Origin of the sequence: Roseovarius indicus, from assembly GCF_008728195.1 — a bacterium.
Lineage (GTDB): Bacteria > Pseudomonadota > Alphaproteobacteria > Rhodobacterales > Rhodobacteraceae > Roseovarius > Roseovarius indicus.
The window spans coordinates 1,410,112-1,428,234 of record NZ_CP031598.1 but is presented as its reverse complement, the minus strand read 5'-3'; the positions used below and the strand labels follow the sequence as shown (position 1 = coordinate 1,428,234).

17 protein-coding genes are annotated in these 18,123 nt (G+C 63.1%); 12 read left to right on the top strand and 5 right to left on the bottom strand.

Annotated features, from left to right (window positions below; translation table 11 throughout):
* The first annotated feature begins 42 nt into the window (after window positions 1–42).
* From RIdsm_RS06610 to RIdsm_RS06595, 4 genes are read left to right on the top strand one after another with little or no spacing between them, the layout of a single operon-like run.
* Window positions 43–1,005: a TAXI family TRAP transporter solute-binding subunit gene (locus tag RIdsm_RS06610; RefSeq protein WP_057814696.1), complete on the top strand. Its 963-nt coding sequence runs from the start codon at window positions 43–45 to the stop codon at window positions 1,003–1,005.
* 9 nt (window positions 1,006–1,014) lie between these two features.
* Complete coding sequence (locus RIdsm_RS06605; RefSeq protein WP_057814694.1) at window positions 1,015–2,874, top strand: TRAP transporter permease; 1,860 nt, start codon at window positions 1,015–1,017, stop codon at window positions 2,872–2,874.
* Window positions 2,871–4,214 carry an acyclic terpene utilization AtuA family protein gene (locus tag RIdsm_RS06600; protein ID WP_057814692.1) on the top strand — a complete coding sequence of 448 codons (1,344 nt, stop codon included), beginning with the start codon at window positions 2,871–2,873 and terminating at the stop codon, window positions 4,212–4,214. Before RIdsm_RS06605 ends, RIdsm_RS06600 begins: the two co-directional genes overlap by 4 nt.
* Complete coding sequence (locus RIdsm_RS06595) at window positions 4,201–4,512, top strand: AtuA-related protein (RefSeq protein ID WP_057814690.1); 312 nt, start codon at window positions 4,201–4,203, stop codon at window positions 4,510–4,512. The genes RIdsm_RS06600 and RIdsm_RS06595 overlap by 14 nt, the downstream gene beginning before the upstream one ends.
* Before the next feature lie 39 nt (window positions 4,513–4,551).
* Here RIdsm_RS06595 and RIdsm_RS06590 read toward each other — a convergent pair whose 3' ends face one another.
* The 3 genes from RIdsm_RS06590 to RIdsm_RS06580 all read right to left on the bottom strand — a co-directional run bounded on the left by RIdsm_RS06590 (window position 4,552) and on the right by RIdsm_RS06580 (window position 7,259).
* A complete protein-coding gene (locus RIdsm_RS06590) occupies window positions 4,552–5,262 on the bottom strand; it encodes a carboxymuconolactone decarboxylase family protein (protein ID WP_057814689.1) in 711 nt (236 codons plus the stop codon).
* 75 nt (window positions 5,263–5,337) lie between these two features.
* Window positions 5,338–5,727: a RidA family protein gene (locus tag RIdsm_RS06585; RefSeq protein WP_057814687.1), complete on the bottom strand. Its 390-nt coding sequence runs from the start codon at window positions 5,725–5,727 to the stop codon at window positions 5,338–5,340.
* A 68-nt stretch (window positions 5,728–5,795) separates the two neighbouring features.
* A complete protein-coding gene (locus RIdsm_RS06580) occupies window positions 5,796–7,259 on the bottom strand; it encodes an aldehyde dehydrogenase family protein (protein ID WP_057814685.1) in 1,464 nt (487 codons plus the stop codon).
* Window positions 7,260–7,547: 288 nt separating this feature from the next.
* On the opposite strand from RIdsm_RS06580, the gene RIdsm_RS06575 reads away from it, so the two are divergent.
* Entirely contained in the window at window positions 7,548–7,916 is a 369-nt protein-coding gene (locus tag RIdsm_RS06575) for a RidA family protein (RefSeq protein WP_057814683.1), read from the top strand.
* An 88-nt stretch (window positions 7,917–8,004) separates the two neighbouring features.
* Here RIdsm_RS06575 and RIdsm_RS06570 read toward each other — a convergent pair whose 3' ends face one another.
* Entirely contained in the window at window positions 8,005–8,718 is a 714-nt protein-coding gene (locus RIdsm_RS06570) for an alpha/beta fold hydrolase (RefSeq protein ID WP_160325823.1), read from the bottom strand.
* Between the two features lie 272 nt (window positions 8,719–8,990).
* Between RIdsm_RS06570 and RIdsm_RS06565 the strand changes: the two genes are divergently transcribed.
* From RIdsm_RS06565 to RIdsm_RS06540, 6 genes are all read left to right on the top strand, one after another.
* Window positions 8,991–10,217, top strand: coding sequence for an LLM class flavin-dependent oxidoreductase (locus tag RIdsm_RS06565; RefSeq protein ID WP_057814679.1), 1,227 nt, complete (start codon window positions 8,991–8,993; stop codon window positions 10,215–10,217).
* Window positions 10,218–10,381: 164 nt separating this feature from the next.
* A complete protein-coding gene (locus RIdsm_RS06560; RefSeq protein WP_057814677.1) occupies window positions 10,382–11,344 on the top strand; it encodes a flavin reductase family protein in 963 nt (320 codons plus the stop codon).
* Between the two features lie 149 nt (window positions 11,345–11,493).
* The gene (locus RIdsm_RS06555; RefSeq protein WP_074940182.1) at window positions 11,494–11,889 is read left to right on the top strand and encodes a RidA family protein; all 396 of its coding nucleotides are present in this window, start codon (window positions 11,494–11,496) and stop codon (window positions 11,887–11,889) included.
* 129 nt (window positions 11,890–12,018) lie between these two features.
* The gene (locus tag RIdsm_RS06550) at window positions 12,019–12,981 is read left to right on the top strand and encodes an ABC transporter permease (protein ID WP_057814673.1); all 963 of its coding nucleotides are present in this window, start codon (window positions 12,019–12,021) and stop codon (window positions 12,979–12,981) included.
* Window positions 12,978–13,808, top strand: coding sequence for an ABC transporter permease (locus RIdsm_RS06545; RefSeq protein ID WP_057814672.1), 831 nt, complete (start codon window positions 12,978–12,980; stop codon window positions 13,806–13,808). Before RIdsm_RS06550 ends, RIdsm_RS06545 begins: the two co-directional genes overlap by 4 nt.
* Complete coding sequence (locus RIdsm_RS06540) at window positions 13,802–15,463, top strand: ABC transporter ATP-binding protein (RefSeq protein ID WP_057814670.1); 1,662 nt, start codon at window positions 13,802–13,804, stop codon at window positions 15,461–15,463. The genes RIdsm_RS06545 and RIdsm_RS06540 overlap by 7 nt, the downstream gene beginning before the upstream one ends.
* Before the next feature lie 48 nt (window positions 15,464–15,511).
* Here RIdsm_RS06540 and RIdsm_RS06535 read toward each other — a convergent pair whose 3' ends face one another.
* Window positions 15,512–16,135 carry a TetR/AcrR family transcriptional regulator gene (locus RIdsm_RS06535; RefSeq protein WP_057814668.1) on the bottom strand — a complete coding sequence of 208 codons (624 nt, stop codon included), beginning with the start codon at window positions 16,133–16,135 and terminating at the stop codon, window positions 15,512–15,514.
* A 427-nt stretch (window positions 16,136–16,562) separates the two neighbouring features.
* Here RIdsm_RS06535 and RIdsm_RS06530 point away from each other — a divergent pair, with 427 nt between their 5' ends.
* Window positions 16,563–18,095, top strand: a complete 1,533-nt coding sequence (locus RIdsm_RS06530; protein WP_057814666.1) for an ABC transporter substrate-binding protein — start codon at window positions 16,563–16,565, stop codon at window positions 18,093–18,095.
* Window positions 18,096–18,123: the final 28 nt, after the last annotated feature.

Here is an 18,123-nt window from a genome sequence, read left to right as displayed (position 1 = left end):
TCGTGGCTGTGTACGTATCGCTGCGTATCTAGGGAGGAAAATATGAAACACTTTGCCTATGCTTTTCTGGGCTCGACGCTGCTTGCCGGTCCGCTGGCGGCTCAGGAAACCGACCTGCTCATCGGCTCGGTTTCGGCCTCGTCCAGTCACTACGCCTATTTCGTGGCTGTCGGTCAGCTGATCAATGAAAACGCCGAAGGGCTTCGCGCCTCCGTCGTCGAAACCGGCGGCACGATGGACAACGTCCGCCGCATGGCCCGCGGCCAGGTGGATTTCGGCACCGTGACCACCAATGTCCAGCGCCACGCCGCCGAAGGCACGAACGAGTTCGAGGGCAACGCGCAGGATCTTACCCTGCTCTGGGTATACACCGGCGCGCCCCAGAACGTGGTCGTCCGCGCAGATGCCGACGTCGACAGCCTCGAAGACCTGAAAGAGGTCCGCTTCAACCCGGGCATGAGGGGCTCCGCCACGGAAGCCACGACAGAAGCCGTCTTCGAGACACTGGGCCTGAGCGCGGATTTCGTTCGCGGCTCGACCACCGATATCGTGGGGATGATCAAGGACAACCGCGTCGCCGGATACGTGAAGTCTGGCGCGGGCAACAAGCTCGACGGGTCGACCATGGATATCGCCACCTCGACCGATATCTCGATCCTCGGGCTGACCGATGACCAGGCCGAGACCTTGCGTTCCGAGATGCCCGACATCTCAGTCGTCGACGTCCCGGAAGGCGCCGCCGACGGGCTTCCCGCCTACACGGCGTGGAGCTTCGGCGTCGGCGTCGCCGCGCCCTCCACGATGGATGAGGACGTGGTCTATCAGGTCGTCAAGGTGATCATGGAAGACAAGGAAGCCCAGGCCAACGCCATGTCGAGCCTGAAGGGCATGAACCTTGCCGACGTCACGCTTCAGTATGGCACCATTCCCCTGCACCCCGGCGCCGCGCGCTGGTTCGAGGAACAAGGGATTGAACTGCCCGAAAAACTGAAACCGGCCGAGTAACCTACGGCCATGACCGCGGAACGCATACAGAAGGGACTGGCGCTCGCCGTTGGTCTCTTCGTTCTATATACCGCCGCAACCGGCCCATTCGAGGGGCTTATCCAGCGCGCGCTTTTCCTCGCGCTGGTCACGGCACTCGGTTTTGCCCTCTATCCTCTCGGAAAGGGCAAGACATGGCGGCCGGTTGGTCTGGCCATCGACCTGACGCTGATGGCCGCCACCGCAAGCGCATGCGCCTACGTTGTCGTGAACTACGACCGCATCATGACGGAAATGCCCTGGGCCACGACGCTGGACATGGCGCTGACAGCCGGCGTGGTACTCGCCGTGCTGGAACTCGGGCGGCGCACCGTGGGGCCGATCTTTCCGCTCCTCGTCCTACTGGGCATCGCCTATGCGGCCTTCGGAAACATTCTCCCCGGCCCCCTGCGGCACCGCGGCTTCGATCCGGCCTTCATCACCGAAACGATCTTCCTCAGCGATCTGGGCATCTGGGGCATGCTCACCGGCGTTGCGGCGACCGTGGTATCCGCCTTCGTCCTCTTCGGCGCATTGCTCCTGCACACGGGCGGCGGGCAGGCCTTCATGGACCTCGCGATGCGGCTGGGTGGGCGACAGCCCGGCGGCGCGGCCAAGATATCCACCATTGCCAGCGGCCTCTTCGGTATGATCTCGGGATCGGCGGTGGCCAACGTGGCCACGACCGGCAACTTCACCATCCCGATGATGACCCGCCTCGGCTATCCACGCCCCTTCGCGGCGGCCGTCGAGGCAGTGGCCTCCACCGGCGGCCAGATCGCCCCGCCGATCATGGGCGCGGCCGCTTTCGTGATGGCCGAGATCCTTGGCGTATCTTACTGGACCATCATCGTCGGCGCCGTCCTGCCCGCCATTCTCTTTTATGTGTCCGTCTTCGTGACCGTGCATTTCGTCGCGCTGCGCCGGGGCCTCGCCATCGTGCCCGAGCATGAGATGCCGGCGTGGCCGCATATCCTTGCCCCGCGCCGGGTGGCGCCGATCCTGGCGGCCCTCTCGGGGCTCGGGATCGGTATCTACCTCGGCCGGTCGATCGCAACCTCGGCCTTCTACGGCATCGTGGGGCTGCTCATCGCCTTCGTCGCGACCGAGATCGGCCGCCTCCCCTTCCGCGACATGCTGGGCAAGCTGCTCAATGGCCTCGAGGATGCGGGCAAGGGCATGGTCATCATCGGCGTCCTGCTCGCGGGCGCGCAGGTGCTCGTGTCCATGATCAATCTCACCGGCATCGGCGTCACCCTGTCCTCGCTGATCGTGTCCGTCGCGGGCGACCGCGTCGTTCTCGTGGCGCTCATCGTCGGCGCGGTCTGCCTCATCATGGGCATGGGCCTGCCGACGACGGCAGCCTATGTGCTCGTCGCGGCCGTCCTGGCCCCGGCGATGACGGCAGTGGGGGTAGAGCCGCTGGCCGCACACCTCTTCGTGTTCTACTTCGCGACGATCTCCGTCATCACGCCGCCGGTCTGCGTTGCGGTCTTCGTCGGTGCAGGCATTGCCGGCACCAACTGGCTGCCCGCCGCCGGAGAGGCCGTCCGCCTCGGCGCGGTCACCTATATCGTGCCGTTCCTGCTCCTGCTCTATCCCGGCATGCTGCTCGGCGGCGGGCCCGTCGATATCATGGAAGCGGTCTCGTCGGGCCTCGCCCTCGTGATCGCGGTGCCGGCCCTGCTGACCGGCATGCGCCTTTTCGCGCACAAGGCGGTCAACGTGACGATCTACATCCTTGTCATCGGCCTGGCGCTCTACCCGCATCCGGTCACACCCTTTGCCGCCCTCATCCTGCTGGGCGGCGCCTATGTCGCGGGCAGACCGCAGAGAAAGGTCATTGCATGAAAACGATCCGTATCGGCACCGGCGCCGGATTTCAGGGAGACCGTATAGAACCGGCAGTGGATCTGGCCGAGCGTGGCGAGCTCGACTTCCTCGTCTTCGAATGTCTGGGCGAGCGCACGATTGCCCTGTCCCAGCAGGCGCGCATTGCCGATCCCTCGGGCGGCTACGACCCCAACCTGGAACGCCGGATGCGCGCGATCCTCCCCATCTGCGCGCGAAACGGCACACGCATCGTCAGCAACATGGGCGCCGCCAATCCCCTTGCGGCGGCGGAACGCACCATCGCCATCGCCCGCGACCTGGGGCTCACCGGCCTCAAGGTCGCGGCGGTCACAGGCGATGACGTGACCGGCATCATCGGCCGCAGCGTGCTCGATGAAACCCGGGCGCCCGCCGCCGAACTGGGCGACCGGCTCGTTTCGGCCAACGCCTATATCGGCGTGACAGGCCTGATCGAGGCGCTGAGCGCAGGCGCCGACGTGGTAATCTGCGGCCGCGCGTCGGACCCCACGCTGTTTCTGGCCCCCCTGATGCACGAATTCGGCTGGGCCCCCGATGATGTCACGCGCCTCGGCCGCGGCACGCTGGTCGGCCACATGCTGGAATGTGCCGCACAGGTCACCGGCGGCTATTTCGCCGACCCCGGCAAGAAGGACGTCACCGGCCTCGCTCAGGTCGGCTATCCCTTCGCCGAGGTCTCGGCGGATGGCACCGCGGTTCTGTCGAAACTGCCCGGCACCGGCGGGCGCATTTCCGTGGCCTCGTGCACCGAGCAATTGCTCTACGAAATCCACGATCCGGCCCGCTACCTTCAGCCAGACGTCGTGGCGGATTTTTCTGGCGTGTGCTTCAACGAGATCGGCCCTGACAGCATCGCCATGTCTGGGGCAGATGGTGCCTCCGCCACGGGGTTCCTCAAGGTGTCGGTCGGATATCTCGACGGCTGGATCGGCGAGGGCCAGATTTCATATGCCGGCGCTAATTGCCTGGCCCGGGGCAACATGGCCATTTCGCTCATGCGCGAGCGGCTGACCCCCTACACGGACAGCCTTATGGAACAGCGCGGCGAGTTGATTGGCGTCAACTCGGTCTGGCCCGCCGCCACCGCCACCAGCCAGCCCACCGAAGTTCGCATGCGCTATGCGGCCCGTTGTTCAGACGCCGAAACCGCTCGCATGATCGGGGAAGAGGTCGAGGGGCTTTACCTCGCCGGCCCCGCCGGCGGCGGCGGGGTGACCAAGGGCGTTCGCGTATGCCTGGCAATCGCCTCCACGCTGCTACCCGCATCGCAGGTCACCACGCACGTCGAAATGATGGAGGTGCAGAATGAAACTGCATGACATTGCGCATGCCCGCACGGGCGACAAGGGCGACACCTCGAACATCTCCCTGATCGCCTACGACCCGAAGGATTTCCAGATGCTGCGCAACTACGTAACACCGGAACGCGTAGCGGCGCATTTCGCCACCTTTCCGGCAGACAACATCACCCGGTACGAGTTGCCGCAATTGTATGCTCTGAATTTCGTCATCCGGAACGCCTTGTCCGGCGGCGTAACCCGTTCACTGGCGCAAGACGCACACGGCAAATGCCTCGCCTCGGTCCTGCTGACCATGGAGGTCGGTCCGGAGCGCTAAACCGTCCCCGAAGCGCCCAATGGTCCGCCACCCCGGCGATCAGCCCTTCCGGTCCTCGATCACCCGCTTGATCACCCCCGCCGCCGACATGGCCCTCGGCCACCCGGCATAGAAGGCAAGATGGGTCAGGACATCGCCCAGCTCCGCTTCGGTGACGCCATGATCAAGCGCCCGCGGCGCATGGTAGCCCAGCTGCTCCGGCTGCCCCAACGTGACCAGCGCCGAAACCGTCACGAGGCACCGGTCTCTCGGGGCAAGGTCCGGCCGAAGCCAGAGATCCGAAAACAGCACGTCCTCGGTGTAGTCGACCAGCGATTGCGACACCGGCGCGACGGCCAGGGCAAGCCCCTCCTGCCGGGCCTTTTCGGCCTCGGCGTCGGGTTCGATCTTCGGCGCGCCAAGCGAAACGATCTCCGAGGCATCGATCCCGCGCTCGCGATAGGCCGCCGCAAGTGCCGTGGCCGCCGCGTTGGCATAAGGCCAGCCACAGTAGAAGGCGAGATGGGTGACGATCTCGCTCAACTCTCGCGGCGTGACGCCACTATCCAGCGCGACGGGCGCGAACGCCCCGAAATCGGCCGGCCGGTTGACGCAGACCAGCACGACGGCGGTGACGAGGCTCTTGTCACGCCGGCTCAGCCCGGGGCGAGCCCAGACACTGTCACCGACGACGCGCGTGGAATAGTCGGCCAGTCCCGGCGCGGCGTCGCGGGCTGCGGCGGAGATGATCCATGCCGGTGCATCTGTCATGTGACGGCTCCTTGCAGGTCAATCATGGGGCCGGCCGGGGCAGACTGGCTGCGACCCGGCCGGCGCGTAGCACAGTCAGGCCGTGCGCGCCTCGGTCACGGCTTCGATCTCCACCCGGCAATCCGCGGCAAGACCTGCGCCGATGGTAATATAGAGCGGTTGATCCGCGGCACCGAAAAACTCGACAAGCGCCGTCTCGGCCTCGTCCTGGTAGGCCATGTCGCTCAGGTACATGGTCAGCTTCACGATGCTCTCGGGCCCGAACCCCTCGTTGCCGATCGTGGTTTTCAGCTTGTTGAGGCAGAAGATGACCTCGTTGGCGACGGTGTCGGCCTCATCGAGGCGCTTCAGCTTGTCCACGTCCAGCGCCATGGCGCCGTTGAACATGTAGCGGCCAGTCAGCGCCGCCGTCGACAGCCCGTAATTCTTCGTCCATTCCGCGTTGGGAGCCCGGTACTCGATCATGCGATATGCCTTTCATGTAGATATTGGTTGGCTGCGCCGGGCCCCGCAAGGGCCCGGCGCGTTCCGATTCACCACCGGGTCACGACGACCTTGTGGTCGGTATAGAAATGCATCGCACCATCCCCGCAGACGTGGATATCCCCGAAGAACGAGGTGCCCATGCCGCCCATGGTGAAATTCATCGGCGGCGCAGGGAAGGTATTGATGCCGATATTGCCCGAGTTGCAGCCAAGCTCGAATTCCTGCGCGGTCTTGCCGCTCGACGTATACACAGCCGCCGCATTGCCGAACTCGGTGTCGTTCGCGATCTCGAGCGCCTCCTCGAGGCTCGAAACCTTGTGGATCACCAGGAAGGGACCAAAGGTCTCCTGCGCATCGACAGGGTGCTTGTGCGACAGGCCCGTGATCACGGTCGGCCCGACGAAGAAACCTTCGGCCGTGTCATCGCCCTCAACCGGGTGATCGCGGCCATCGAGAACAACCGTCGCGCCCGCCTCGGCCGCATCCTCGATCGCCTTGGCGACCCGGTCACGGCTCTTGGCATTGATGAGCGGCCCCATCGTGGCCTTCGGATTGCGGCCGTCGCCCAGAACGAAGGCCTTGCCGCGTTCGGTGATCTTCTCAACGAACTCGTCGAACACGTCCTCCATCACGATGCAACGGCTGGCGGCAAGACAGCGCTGCCCGGCCATGCCGAACGCGGCATCGGAAATGCCGTCTGCCGCACGGTCGATATCGGCGTCGGACAGCACCACATAGGGGTTCTTGCCCCCGCCATTGGCCTGAACCCGCTTGCCCTGCGCGGTACCGGTTTCATAGATCGCCCGGGCAACAGGGGTCGAGGTGATGCACGAGATGCCGGCAACCTCGGGGCTGGCAACCAGCCGCTGTCCGACCTCGGCAAACCCGTGCACGATGTTCAGAACACCATCGGGCACGCCCGCCTCCTTGAACAGCGAGACAAGGAAGTTCGACGCCATCGGCGTCTGTTCCGAAGGCTTGATCACCAGGGTGTTGCCGCAGACAAGCGACCACGCAGAGAACATCGAGGGGTTCATGACAGCGAAGTTGAACGGGGTCACCGCCACGCACACCCCGATGGGATAGCGGTTCCGGCGGGCGTCGAGACCCGGGGCAATGTTGCCGGCCTCGCTGTGATAGATCATCGGCGCGCTCGCCGCGTTGGCGATTGCCTCGCAGGCCCGGGTGATTTCACCCTTCGCCTCGGGAATCGTCTTGCCGTTGTCGATGCTGAGAACCATGGCAAGGTCGTCGATATTCGCCTCGATCTTCGACCGGACCTTGAGCAGCAGGTCCGCCCGGCGGTTGATCGACCATGACGACCATTCCGGCAGGGCCTTGGCCGCGGCGGCGACGGCGGCATCGACCTGGTCGATCGACGCTTCGCGCATCGTCTCGAGGGTCTTGCCGGTGGCGGGATCCACGATCGTGATCTCCTTGTCGCCGGCGCCGTCTTGCCACTCTCCACCGATCAGGTGCTGCGTCGCGTTTGGGAAGATCTGCTTCACCATCTTGTCTCGCTCCGAATTTTGAAAACCAACTGGTTTGTAACTTAGAGGTCGATAGGCGCGCAATGCAACAAGATTAAGAAAAAACTCACCAATTTTCTTGAAGCCAGAGCCGGCAAGCGTTGGCGCAAGCGATCCATGCACCCCGCATGCATCTGTTTATAATAAATAAAACCTGACAAAAACGCACCGCTCTCAGCCCCACCCCTTGCGTGAATTCCGCCGTTGACCGAACAGTCTTTACTCTCTACGCTAAAAAACAGACCAGTCAGTTTAGTAAGGAAGCGACACATGATCAGGCTGAAACACGAAGACAGCGACAGGACGCTCGGCTCCGTCACGAAGGATTACGCCTTTTTCGTCGTCAACGCGGCGGACAGCACAACGGGCAAGCTGCCCGAGGGCCTTTCGGTGGCCGACGAGACGCGCATCTGCGTGGAAAAGCTCGAGGCCGCACTGGAAAAGGCCGGCCTCACGCTGAACGATCTGGCCAAGTGCAACTCCTTCCTCGCCGAGGATTCGTACCGCGCGGATTTCTGGGGAACCTACAACAAGATGCTCGCACCGGGCCCCTACCCCGCGCGCTGCACCTTCGTGACCGGGCTGCCCAGCGGCTGTCGGGTTCAGCTCGACGCCGTGGCCGTCAACACCGGCGCCTGAGCGATACGCCCGCAAGGCAACCCCAACCAAAATGAAAGCGCAGAGCCCCAGCTCTGCGCTTTTTCCATTTCCAAGCAGATGACCTGGCTCAACCGTCGAGAAAGTCGCGAATCGTCGCCGCCATCAGCCGAGGGTCCTCGACCAGTAGATTGTGCCGCAGCCCTTCCAGCACCTTCGCCTCCGCATCGGGAATCTCCGCCGCCATGGCATGCGCCATGCGCGGACTTGCGCGATCGTGCTCCCCTGTAAAGACCAGTGTTTTCGAGCGAATCTGGTGCAGGTAAGGCGCAAAATCGCTTTCGGCGATGATCCTGTAAGCCATGGCAAAAATCTCGGGATCGTTCTTCGCACGATCCGCCTTCAGCTTTTCGATATGGCCCGGATTCGCAGCAAGGAATTCCGGAGAGAAGTAGTTCGCGATGGCCTTCTCCCAGCCCGGATCCCCCTTGAGAAGCTGGGCATACCGGTCATCGAGAAAAGCCTGGTCATCCTCATCGATCGCCCCGAGCGTCGAAGCCAGCACAAGGCGGTCGAACGTATCGGGATACATCAGCGCCGCCGCCTGGGCGATTAGGCCGCCGAGCGAGAACCCCACAAGATGGCATCGCTCGATCTCCAGGTGGTGAAGCAGGTTCATCAGGTCTTCGACAAAAGCGCCGATCTCGTAGCGCCCCTTGATTCGCGTCGACTGGCCGAAACCGCGCAGATCGTAGCGCAGGATCCGGTAGCCGGGGCCGAAATGCTCGAGCACGGAATCCCAGGCGTCGAGATTCGAGCCGATTCCGTGGATGAACGTCACCACGGGCCCCTCCCCTTCGATTCGGTATCTCGTATCGATCGTCCTGTTTCTAAAAAATGCATCGGCCATTGGCGCGGGTTTCCTTCCGATTTTGCGTCCTGCACCCAAGAATACAGCATACCATTTGGTTTGTTCAAGCAATCCCAGGTCAATTTTACAGACTGTTTAGTAGGTTTATACCAACTGGTCTGCTTCTTTTCATTGACAGCGCTGATGAAGGCCACTTATCGTCGGACCAAGACCCAAGGAAGCGCGAACGAACAGGAGGTGAGGCCTTGAAGGACGATCTTGAAGGTAAAGGCGGGGCCGATAATCTGGTGGTGCCGGGGCCCGACGAACTGCGGTTCGACATGCTCGTCACCCTGTCCAACATCAACGGCACCAAAAGCTGGCCGCAGCTTCTGAACGAGACGCGGCGCCGGGTGCAGGATCTCGAACGGCTGGGCTTCGACGGGGCCTGGTTCGGCGAGCATCACTTCGACGTCTACAGCACCGATGCCTGCCCCAACCCGGTCATGCTGGCAACCGACCTCGCCGCGCGCACCAAGACGCTGCGGCTTTGCATGGGCGCGGTCACCCTGACCACATGGCACCCGCTGCGCCTGGCCGAAGACCTGGCAATGCTCGATCACTTCAGCAACGGCCGCCTCGAAGTCGGCTTCTCGCGCGGCATCATTCCGTTCGAGATCGTGAACATCAACCCCGACGCCGACCGCACCAAGCCCGAGGTCAGCAAGGCGATCTTCGCCGAGAACCTCGAGATCATCAAACGGGCCTGGACGCAGGAGAAATTCGACTGGGACGGCGAACGCCACCAGTTCCCGAAACCCGGCATCAAGTATCATCCGAACCCGGAAACGCCCACGCTCGACGGGGTGACCGACAGCGACGGCAACTGGAACAAGATGATGCTCGTGCCCCGCCCCCTGCAGGAGCCGACACCGCCGATGTGGGCAACCTCGGAAACCATCGAGGGCTTCGTCAACGCGGCCGAGGCCGGGCTTGGCGGGATCACGCTCTTCCCCAACGGCCGCAAGCTGATGAAACTGCTCGAGGCCTACCAGGAGGCACGCCGCGGCGTGACAGGCGTTCTGCCGCCGCTCGGCGCCAACTGCGCGCTTGCCCGCAAGGTATTCGTGGCACCCACGGATGAAGAAGCCCGCCGGATCTATAAGCCCATCGCCGAGAAGCGGCTCGAAGTCTACACCAAGGTGCGCGGCCTTGGCGTGTTCCTCGACGAGGGCGAAGACGAGAACGACCCCAAGTTCCAGAACATGAGCGCCTTCGACCTGCTCTTCGATCGCGGGCACCTGTTCGTCGGCTCCCCGGAAACGGTGACCAACAAGATCGTCGAGATGTCGAAGGAATTCGGCATCCGGCACTGGCTGTTCGGAGGCGACGCAGATGCGGCCATCACCAGTGAAGACAGTCAGCGATCCCTGGAAATGATGGGCAACGAGGTGTTGCCCGCAGCCCGGGAAGCCCTTGTAAACGCCGAGTAAGATGTACGCCCGGCCATGATGGCCGGGTGGCCGCCCCTGCCCCGTTGGTACGGCGCCCGATAGAAGGCGTGACCGATGGCCTGCGCGCAGGAGTCATGGCTGCCGCGTTGCGATCATCCCCTTTCCCCAGCACTCACATATTCGGAAAAAGAGGAAAACCTGCCATGCCCGAAGACAAAAGCCGGCCGTCCACCGGCCCAGAGAAATCCGTAAGAGATCTTCGCAATGCGCTTGGTGGCTTTGTGACAGGCGTGACCGTGGTCACCACCGAGATCGATGGCGAACGGTGCGGCTTCACGGCCAATTCCTTCTGCTCGGTGTCGCTCGATCCGCCGCTTGTCCTGGTCTGCATCGGCAAGACCTCGTCGAACTTCTCGAAGTTCCAGAAGGCCGATCATTTCTGCATCAACGTGCTGGCCGAGGCGCAACGCGACGTGTCGCAGCAATTCGCCACCAGCGGCATCGACCGTTTCGAGGGGATCGCCTGCGAAACCGGCGCGCTTGGCAGCCCGGTGATCCCGGACTCGCTGTCCTGGTTCGAATGCGCGATGCATGACCGTTTCGACGCCGGCGACCACGAGATCCTCGTGGGCCGGGTCGAGGATTACGGCTACGGCACGCAAAGCCCGCTGGCCTATTTCCGCGGCAATTACGTGCTGTTCGAGCTGGAAAAACAGATTGCCGGCTACCCGAAGCACGGCGGGAATTTCGGGGTGATCCTGGAAGGCCCCGGCGGCGTGATCCTAGAAGAGACGGGCCGCGACGGGATGCTCAAACTGCCGAGCGCGCCGAAGCTCGGTACGCCCGAGGCCAAGGATGGGCTTTACGGTCACCTCATGTCACTGGGCATCGAGTTCGGCATCGAGTTCGTCTTCGCGGTGTGGGAAGAGGATAACGCCGACGGGTTCAGCGTCTATTACCGCGGCACCGCCAGCAACACCCCCGAAACCGACCGGCTAAAGACATTCCAGGTCGACGAAATTCCCTATGACAGGCTTGGGCCCTACGAGGCGCGGCTGCTGACCCGCTACGCCGAGGAGCACGCAAGCCAGAACTTCACCATCTACAGCGGCACCTCGACCAAGGGCGACTGGCTTCACCCGGGCGAGCGCGCCGGGACGGCCTGAAACCCGGCCGGCATGGCCGGCGACGAAAGGCCACGGAAGCAGCCAGCAGGCGACAGAAACTTTGCCCGGAAAACACCCGCCAGCTTGACTCGAAGCAACGGCGGGATGCAGATTACAAACTAGTTGGTATGAAAAAGGAGCACGGGACCATGACAGACGCGATTACACATATCCACCCGAACAACGACGCGGGTGTGTCCCGCGGGGTTGCGACCGAGCATTTCGTCTATGCCGCGGGCCTCGCCATCGACGGCGCCACCATGCGGCGCGTTCCCGAGGCGGACACGATCGAGAACGAGACCCGGATCTGCCTGCAGAGAATCGAAGACACCCTGGCCGAAGCAGGACTGAGCCTGAAAGACGTGGCAAAGACAAGCTGCTGGGTCTCGGACGAAGCCTACCGATTCGAATTCATCCACGCCTACCGCGACTATTTCGCCCCGGGCCCCTTCCCGAGCCGCGGCACGGTGTCGGCCAGCCTCGCCGGCGACTGCCGGGTTCAGATCGAGGTGACCGCCGTACGGCCCGAGCCCGCAGACAGCTGATCGACCGGCCGGCGCCCCTGGCGCCGGGACAGGCCGAAACGGCCACCGGCGGTACAGCCCACCCGTCGCACAAGGCAAAGGACCGAATGACATGACGCCCGAGATTGCACCGGACCGCGGAGGCGGCAGATGTTACGACTGATCATCAGCAGGTTACTGATTTCCATTGTCACGCTGCTCGGCGTTTCAATCGTCATCTTCGCAGGCACCGAGGTGCTTCCGGGCGATATCGCGCAGATCATCCTCGGAACCAACGCCACCCCCGAGGGGCTGGCCGCCATCCGTGATAACCTCGGCCTGAACGAGCCCGCCCACATCCGCTACTTCGAATGGCTCTGGAACTTCGTGCGGGGCGACTTTGGCAGCTCGCTGGCGGCCAACGCTTTCGGCAACGCCTCCTCCATCAACCAGGAAATCGCCTTGCGCCTCGGCAACACCGTCGCGCTTGCCGGCGCCGCGGTGCTGCTGGCCGCCATCCCGGGGATCCTGTTGGGGGTCTTCGCGGCGATCCGGCCCAAGCACCTGATCAACAGGGTCGTGAACACCACCAGCGTGATCTCGGTGTCACTGCCCGACTTCTTCATCGCCTACGTGTTCATCGCGGTGTTCTCCGTTCAGCTGGGCATCTTCCCCTCGGTGTCGAACGTCAACGCCGACATGGAACTGGCCGAACGGCTCCACCGCATGGCGCTGCCGGTCCTGACGCTCGTCGTCATCAACTTCGCCTACATCCTGCGGCTGACACGGGCGACGATCGCCGACATCCTGTCGCGCCCCTACATCGAGATGGCCGTTCTGAAAGGCCTTCCGACATGGCGGATCGTCATGCAGCACGCCCTGCCCAACGGCCTTGGCCCGCTGGCCAACATCGTGGCGCTCTCCTTCGCGATCCTGATCGTGGGAACGGTCGTGCTCGAGGTGGTGTTCGTCTACCCTGGCATGGGCCGCTACATGGTCGACGCCGTCTCGCGGCGTGACGTGCCGGTCGTCCAGGCCTGCAGCATGATCTTCGCCTCGTTCTTCGTCGGCCTCAACTTCCTCGCCGACCTGTTCGCGATCCTCGTCAACCCAAGGCTACGGTACCCGAAATGAAGAAACTTCACCTATTCGGCGAACCGGTGACGCCACAGGCATTTATTGGCCTCACGATCATCGGCATCTACGCCATCCTGGCCTTCTTTGCGCCGATCATCTCGCCTTACGACGCGACCGAGACGCTCGGGCCAGTCTGGGGGCCGCCGGAATGGGGCCACTGGCTGGGCTTCGACAACCTCGGGCGTGATATGCTGTCGAGGATCATCTACGGCACGCCGGTCACCATCGGCACGGCGCTCGCAGCCTCGATCCTCTCCTACCTGATCGGCTGCACGCTGGGCTTTATCGCGGCCATGTCGTCCTCCTTCGTCGACGGCATCATCTCGCGGGTGATGGATGTCTTCCTCGCCATTCCGACGCTGGTTTTCGCGCTTGCCCTGCTGACGGTCTTCAACGGCATCTTTGCCCTGATTGCCGCGATCGGCATCCTGAGCGCGCCGCGGGTGTTCCGCATCGCGCGGGCCGTGGCGATGGACATCACGGCCCTCGAATACGTCGAGGTGGCTCGCCTTCGCGGCGAGCCCCTGCGCTGGATCATCTTCCAGGAAGTCGCCCCCAACGCGCTGCCCGCGCTGGTGGCCGAATTCGGCCTCCGGGTCTCGTACAGCCTGCTGTTCATTTCGTCGCTCAGCTTTCTCGGCTTCGGTGTCCAGCCTCCGCTGGCCGACTGGGGCTCGCTGGTGCGGGAAAACGTGCTGGTCATCGGCTTCGGCGGCTTCGCGGCCCTCTATCCGGCCGGCGCCCTGGCGCTGCTGGCGGTGGGCGTCAGCCTGGTGGTCGACTGGGTGCTGTCCTTCGGACAAAGAAAGGGTGAGGAATGGTAAACGATCCGATACTCAAGGTCGAAGACCTCGTGATCGAAAGCGATCTCGAGCGTGACCCGGCCACCGGCAAGAACAAGCAGCTGGTCAAGGGCGTCAGCTTCGAGCTGCAACGCGGCGAGGTTCTCGGCCTGATCGGCGAATCCGGCGCCGGCAAGACGACGATCGGCCTGTCGGCCCTGTGCTACAGCCGCCCCGGCTGCCGCATCTCCGGCGGCCGGATCGACTTCGACGGCACCGACCTTCGCACCGCCGGCCCCGACCATGTCCGCGATATCCGCGGCCGCTCGGTGGCCTACATCGCCCAGAGCGCGGCAGCCTCCTTCAACCCGGCCCTGCGCCTGAAACGGCAGGCCGGCGAAACCGCGGTGCGCCACAACCTCGAGAACTGGGCCGGCGCCGACAAACGGTCGGTCGAACTTTTCGAGGAACTCAACCTCCCCTCGCCCAAGCACTTCGGCGACAAGTACCCGCACCAGGTGTCGGGCGGCCAGCTGCAGCGGGCGATGGCCGCCATGGCAGTCACCTGCAACCCCTCCGTTCTGGTGCTCGACGAACCGACAACGGCGCTCGACGTGACCACCCAGATCGAAGTGCTGATGACCCTGCGCAAGCTCATCCACAACCACAACGCCGCGGCCCTCTACATTTCCCACGACCTTGCCGTCGTGGCCCAGGTGGCCGACCGGATCATGGTGCTGCGCAACGGCCAATGCGTCGAAGTGGGCACCGCCGAGCAGATCATGTATCACCCGCGCGAGCAGTACACCAAGGACCTGCTCGCCGTCCGCGCCAGCGATACCGAGAAACCCTTCCTTCCCCCGGTCAAAAGTGAAACCGCGAAGGTGCTGGAAGTCGACAATCTCACCGCCAGCTACCGCTCGTTGCTCAAGGTCGTGGAAAACGTGACCTTCGACATCAAGCGCGGCGAGACGGTGGCGCTGGTCGGCGAATCCGGCAGCGGCAAAAGCAGCCTGGCCCGCGCCATCTGCGGCCTCGTGCAGATCGACAAAGGATCCGTGAAGCTCAACGGCGATGCGATCCCGCTGGCCTATTCAAAACGGTCGAAGGATCAGTTGAAGAAGATGCAACTGGTCTACCAGATGCCCGACATGGCCCTCAATCCGCGGCACAAGATCGGCAAGATCATCGGGCGCGCCGTGCGGCATTTCAACGGCGGAGCCTCGGCGAATGTCGATGCCGAGGTGGCCGAGCTCCTGCGCATGGTCGACCTTCCCGAGGATTTCGCGAACCGCCTGCCCCGCGACCTGTCGGGCGGTCAGAAGCAGCGGGTCTGCGTGGCGCGCGCGCTCGCGGCCAAACCCGATGTCCTTGTCTGCGACGAGGTCACCAGCGCGCTCGACTCGCTGGTCGCCGAGGAACTGCTCGCCCTTCTTGCGCGCATCCAGAACGAGGTCGGCCTCGGCATCCTCTTCATCACTCACGACCTTGGCCTGGTGCGCCGCACCGCCAACCGGGTTCTCGTCATGTTCAAGGGCGAAGTGGTGGATGAAGGCACGGTCGAAGAGGTCTACAGCCCGCCGCACCATCCCTACACCGAAAAGCTCCTGGCCTCGGTGCCGGAAATGCGGCTCGGCTGGCTGGACGAGGTCGTCGAGAAGCGCGGCGCCTCCATGTTCGAAGACAACGCGGCCTGACACGCCCGCCCCGTCAGGCCGGGCTCCAACAATACCGGTCGGGCCGCCTCACCCCGTGGCGGCCTGTCCGGCCTCCGGTTCGAAGATAAGCTGCACGTAATTCTTGAACTGCCGCAGCTGCATGGCGACGTGCTCGGGCTGCTGATAGATGCGGCTCAGCACGAAACCACCCTCGACCGTCCCCATGAAATGATCGGCAAGGTCCTCGCTCCTGACCGGGATGCGTGGCGGATACTGCTGCATGATCTCTTCGTATCTCTGCGAGTAGAACTTGCGCCATTTCCGTTGCGCCTTCTTCATGAACAGCGCGGTTTCATCGGACACCTTGTAATAGCTGAACGAGGCGAAAAGACAGCCCGGCATGTTTGTCTGCTCTTCGTACCATTCAGCCAGGCGCTCGATGAAGACAAGGTTGCGTTCCAGCGGGTCGTCCATCTGCTTGTCGACGGCCTGGATGATCCGGTAGAACTTGCTGCTGTCCTGGTTCACATAGCGCCGGGCCAGCTCCATCCCGAGATCGGTCTTCGACTTGAAATGGTAAAAGAACGCCCCCTTGGTAAGGCCGGTCGCCTGCAGGATCATGTCGATCGACGTGCCGGCATACCCATTCACCATCACAAGCTCATAAGCCTTGTCCAGAATGAGGTTCTTGGAAGAGTTTCTAGGGGCCATGACAATTCCCATTCTTCAAATTCCAACGGGGCACCCTGCCCGCTGCGAAACACCGTGAACCCGACAGGCACGATATGTTACATGTCTCCACTCGATGCATCGAAAAAGAAACAAACTAGTTAGTATGTTGGCCGATCCGTACAGGAGTGTCAAGCCACCCGCACGACAATGCAAGACCGGCAAACCGACATGCACACAGATTCGGCAGCTTCACGTCGCGACAGCCAAAGATTCGGTTTTTCCTCGTCGGAACCGGCACTTCGGCACCCGGGCCCGCGGATACGAAGCCGCCAAACAGACCTATCGGTTTAATAAGCCTCTCATACCGTGCATTTCCAAAGATTTTCTTGTCAGGTTTAGACTCATCTTATAATATTTCGTATTAAACCAACCGGTTTGTAACCGATCAAAACAGGGAGAAGACCAAATGACCATTTCACGCCGAAGCTTGCTGCGGACGGGAGGATCGCTCGTTGGCGCCGCAGCGCTGAATACATCGATATTCGGAGGGGCATTCGCGGAAACGCCGAAGAAAGGCGGAACGCTCAAGGTCGCGTCCGGCGGGTCTTCCACGGGCGACAGCCTCGACCCCACCACCTATGCCGGCAACTATCCCATGACGCTCGGTTACATGTGGGGCCGCCCCCTGTTCCGCGTCGACGGCAACATGGAGCTTGTCCCCGATGCGGCGGAAGGTCACGACGTGACACCCGACGCGAAAACCTGGATCGTGAAGATCCGCCAGGGCCTGGAATTCCCGAACGGAAAATCCTTCACCGCCTCCGATGCCGTCTGGACGATCAACCGGCACCGGCAGGAAGGCATGGCCTCGGGCCTGCAATCCAACCTCTCGCAGATCGAGAGCATGGAGGCGACCTCCCCAACCGAGGTCACCTTCAAGCTGAAGGCGGCAAACGCCGACTGGCTGTACGTCCTGACCGACTACCACCTTCTGATGCAGCCCGAGGGCGCACCGACCGACGAAGGCCTCGGCCTCGGGCCGTACACCATCGAAGCCTACGAGCCCGGCAACCGCGCCTTGCTCAAGAGAAACCCGCGCTACTGGCGCGATGACGTCGCCCATTACGAGACGATCGAGTTCTACGCGATCAACGACGCCAGCGCCCGGACCAGCGCCTTGCAGACCGGCGAGATCGACCTTGCGCTGCAAGTGCCGTCGAAAATCGCCCGCCTGCTCGAAATGGCCGGCTTCAGCATTCACCAGCGCCCCGCCGCAGCGTTCTCCGAGATCGTGGCCCAGGTCGACAACGACCCGTTCACCAACAAGGATCTCGTGCTCGCCCTCAAATACGGCCTGAACCGTCAGGACCTGATGGACAAGGTGTTCTTCGGCGTCGGCGATATCGGCAACGACCACCCGATCCCCAGCTTCTTCCGGTACCATGCCGCCGACCTGCCCCAGACGGCCTATGACCCGGACAAGGCAAAGTACCACTTCGACAAGGCCGGGATCTCCGGCGACGTTCCGGCGCTCGCCATGGCCCCGATGCTGTTCTATACCAGCGGCCTCGAAGTCGCCGAGCTCTATCAGCAACAGCTCAAGGCGGCCGGCATCAACCTCGCCATCGATCGGGTGCCCGACAACGGCTACTGGGCAAACGTCTGGAATCAAAGACCTTTCTTCGCCGGTGGCTGGTTCGGTCGCCCGACGGAAGACCAGATGCTCACCTCGGCCTACCACTCCGAAGCGGTCTATAACGGCTCGCACTACAAGGATCCGATGCTCGATCAGCTTCTGCTCGACGCACGCTCGGAACTTGACGAGGACAAGCGCCGCCAGCTCTATTTCGATGCCCAGGAAATGGTGAACCAGAACGCAGGGACGATCATCCCCTACTTCACCGCGCTCCTCTCGGCCACAAGCTCCAATGTCGCCGGCTTCCAGATTTCGCCGGTCGGCGACGGCAGCTTCGTCGACGACGTCTACCAGGTCTCGTAAGGGGCCAGGGCGGCCCGGGCCATCCCCG

Coding starts and splice junctions, on each gene's coding strand:
- RIdsm_RS06600 (WP_057814692.1), top strand. CDS start 2,871: ATGAAAACGATCCGTATCGGCACCGGCGCCGGATTTCAGGGAGACCGT.
- RIdsm_RS06550 (WP_057814673.1), top strand. CDS start 12,019: ATGTTACGACTGATCATCAGCAGGTTACTGATTTCCATTGTCACGCTG.
- RIdsm_RS06590 (WP_057814689.1), bottom strand. CDS start 5,262: ATGACAGATGCACCGGCATGGATCATCTCCGCCGCAGCCCGCGACGCC.
- RIdsm_RS06595 (WP_057814690.1), top strand. CDS start 4,201: ATGAAACTGCATGACATTGCGCATGCCCGCACGGGCGACAAGGGCGAC.
- RIdsm_RS06540 (WP_057814670.1), top strand. CDS start 13,802: ATGGTAAACGATCCGATACTCAAGGTCGAAGACCTCGTGATCGAAAGC.
- RIdsm_RS06560 (WP_057814677.1), top strand. CDS start 10,382: ATGCCCGAAGACAAAAGCCGGCCGTCCACCGGCCCAGAGAAATCCGTA.
- RIdsm_RS06545 (WP_057814672.1), top strand. CDS start 12,978: ATGAAGAAACTTCACCTATTCGGCGAACCGGTGACGCCACAGGCATTT.
- RIdsm_RS06605 (WP_057814694.1), top strand. CDS start 1,015: ATGACCGCGGAACGCATACAGAAGGGACTGGCGCTCGCCGTTGGTCTC.
- RIdsm_RS06610 (WP_057814696.1), top strand. CDS start 43: ATGAAACACTTTGCCTATGCTTTTCTGGGCTCGACGCTGCTTGCCGGT.
- RIdsm_RS06580 (WP_057814685.1), bottom strand. CDS start 7,259: ATGGTGAAGCAGATCTTCCCAAACGCGACGCAGCACCTGATCGGTGGA.
- RIdsm_RS06535 (WP_057814668.1), bottom strand. CDS start 16,135: ATGGCCCCTAGAAACTCTTCCAAGAACCTCATTCTGGACAAGGCTTAT.
- RIdsm_RS06530 (WP_057814666.1), top strand. CDS start 16,563: ATGACCATTTCACGCCGAAGCTTGCTGCGGACGGGAGGATCGCTCGTT.
- RIdsm_RS06575 (WP_057814683.1), top strand. CDS start 7,548: ATGATCAGGCTGAAACACGAAGACAGCGACAGGACGCTCGGCTCCGTC.
- RIdsm_RS06585 (WP_057814687.1), bottom strand. CDS start 5,727: ATGATCGAGTACCGGGCTCCCAACGCGGAATGGACGAAGAATTACGGG.
- RIdsm_RS06555 (WP_074940182.1), top strand. CDS start 11,494: ATGACAGACGCGATTACACATATCCACCCGAACAACGACGCGGGTGTG.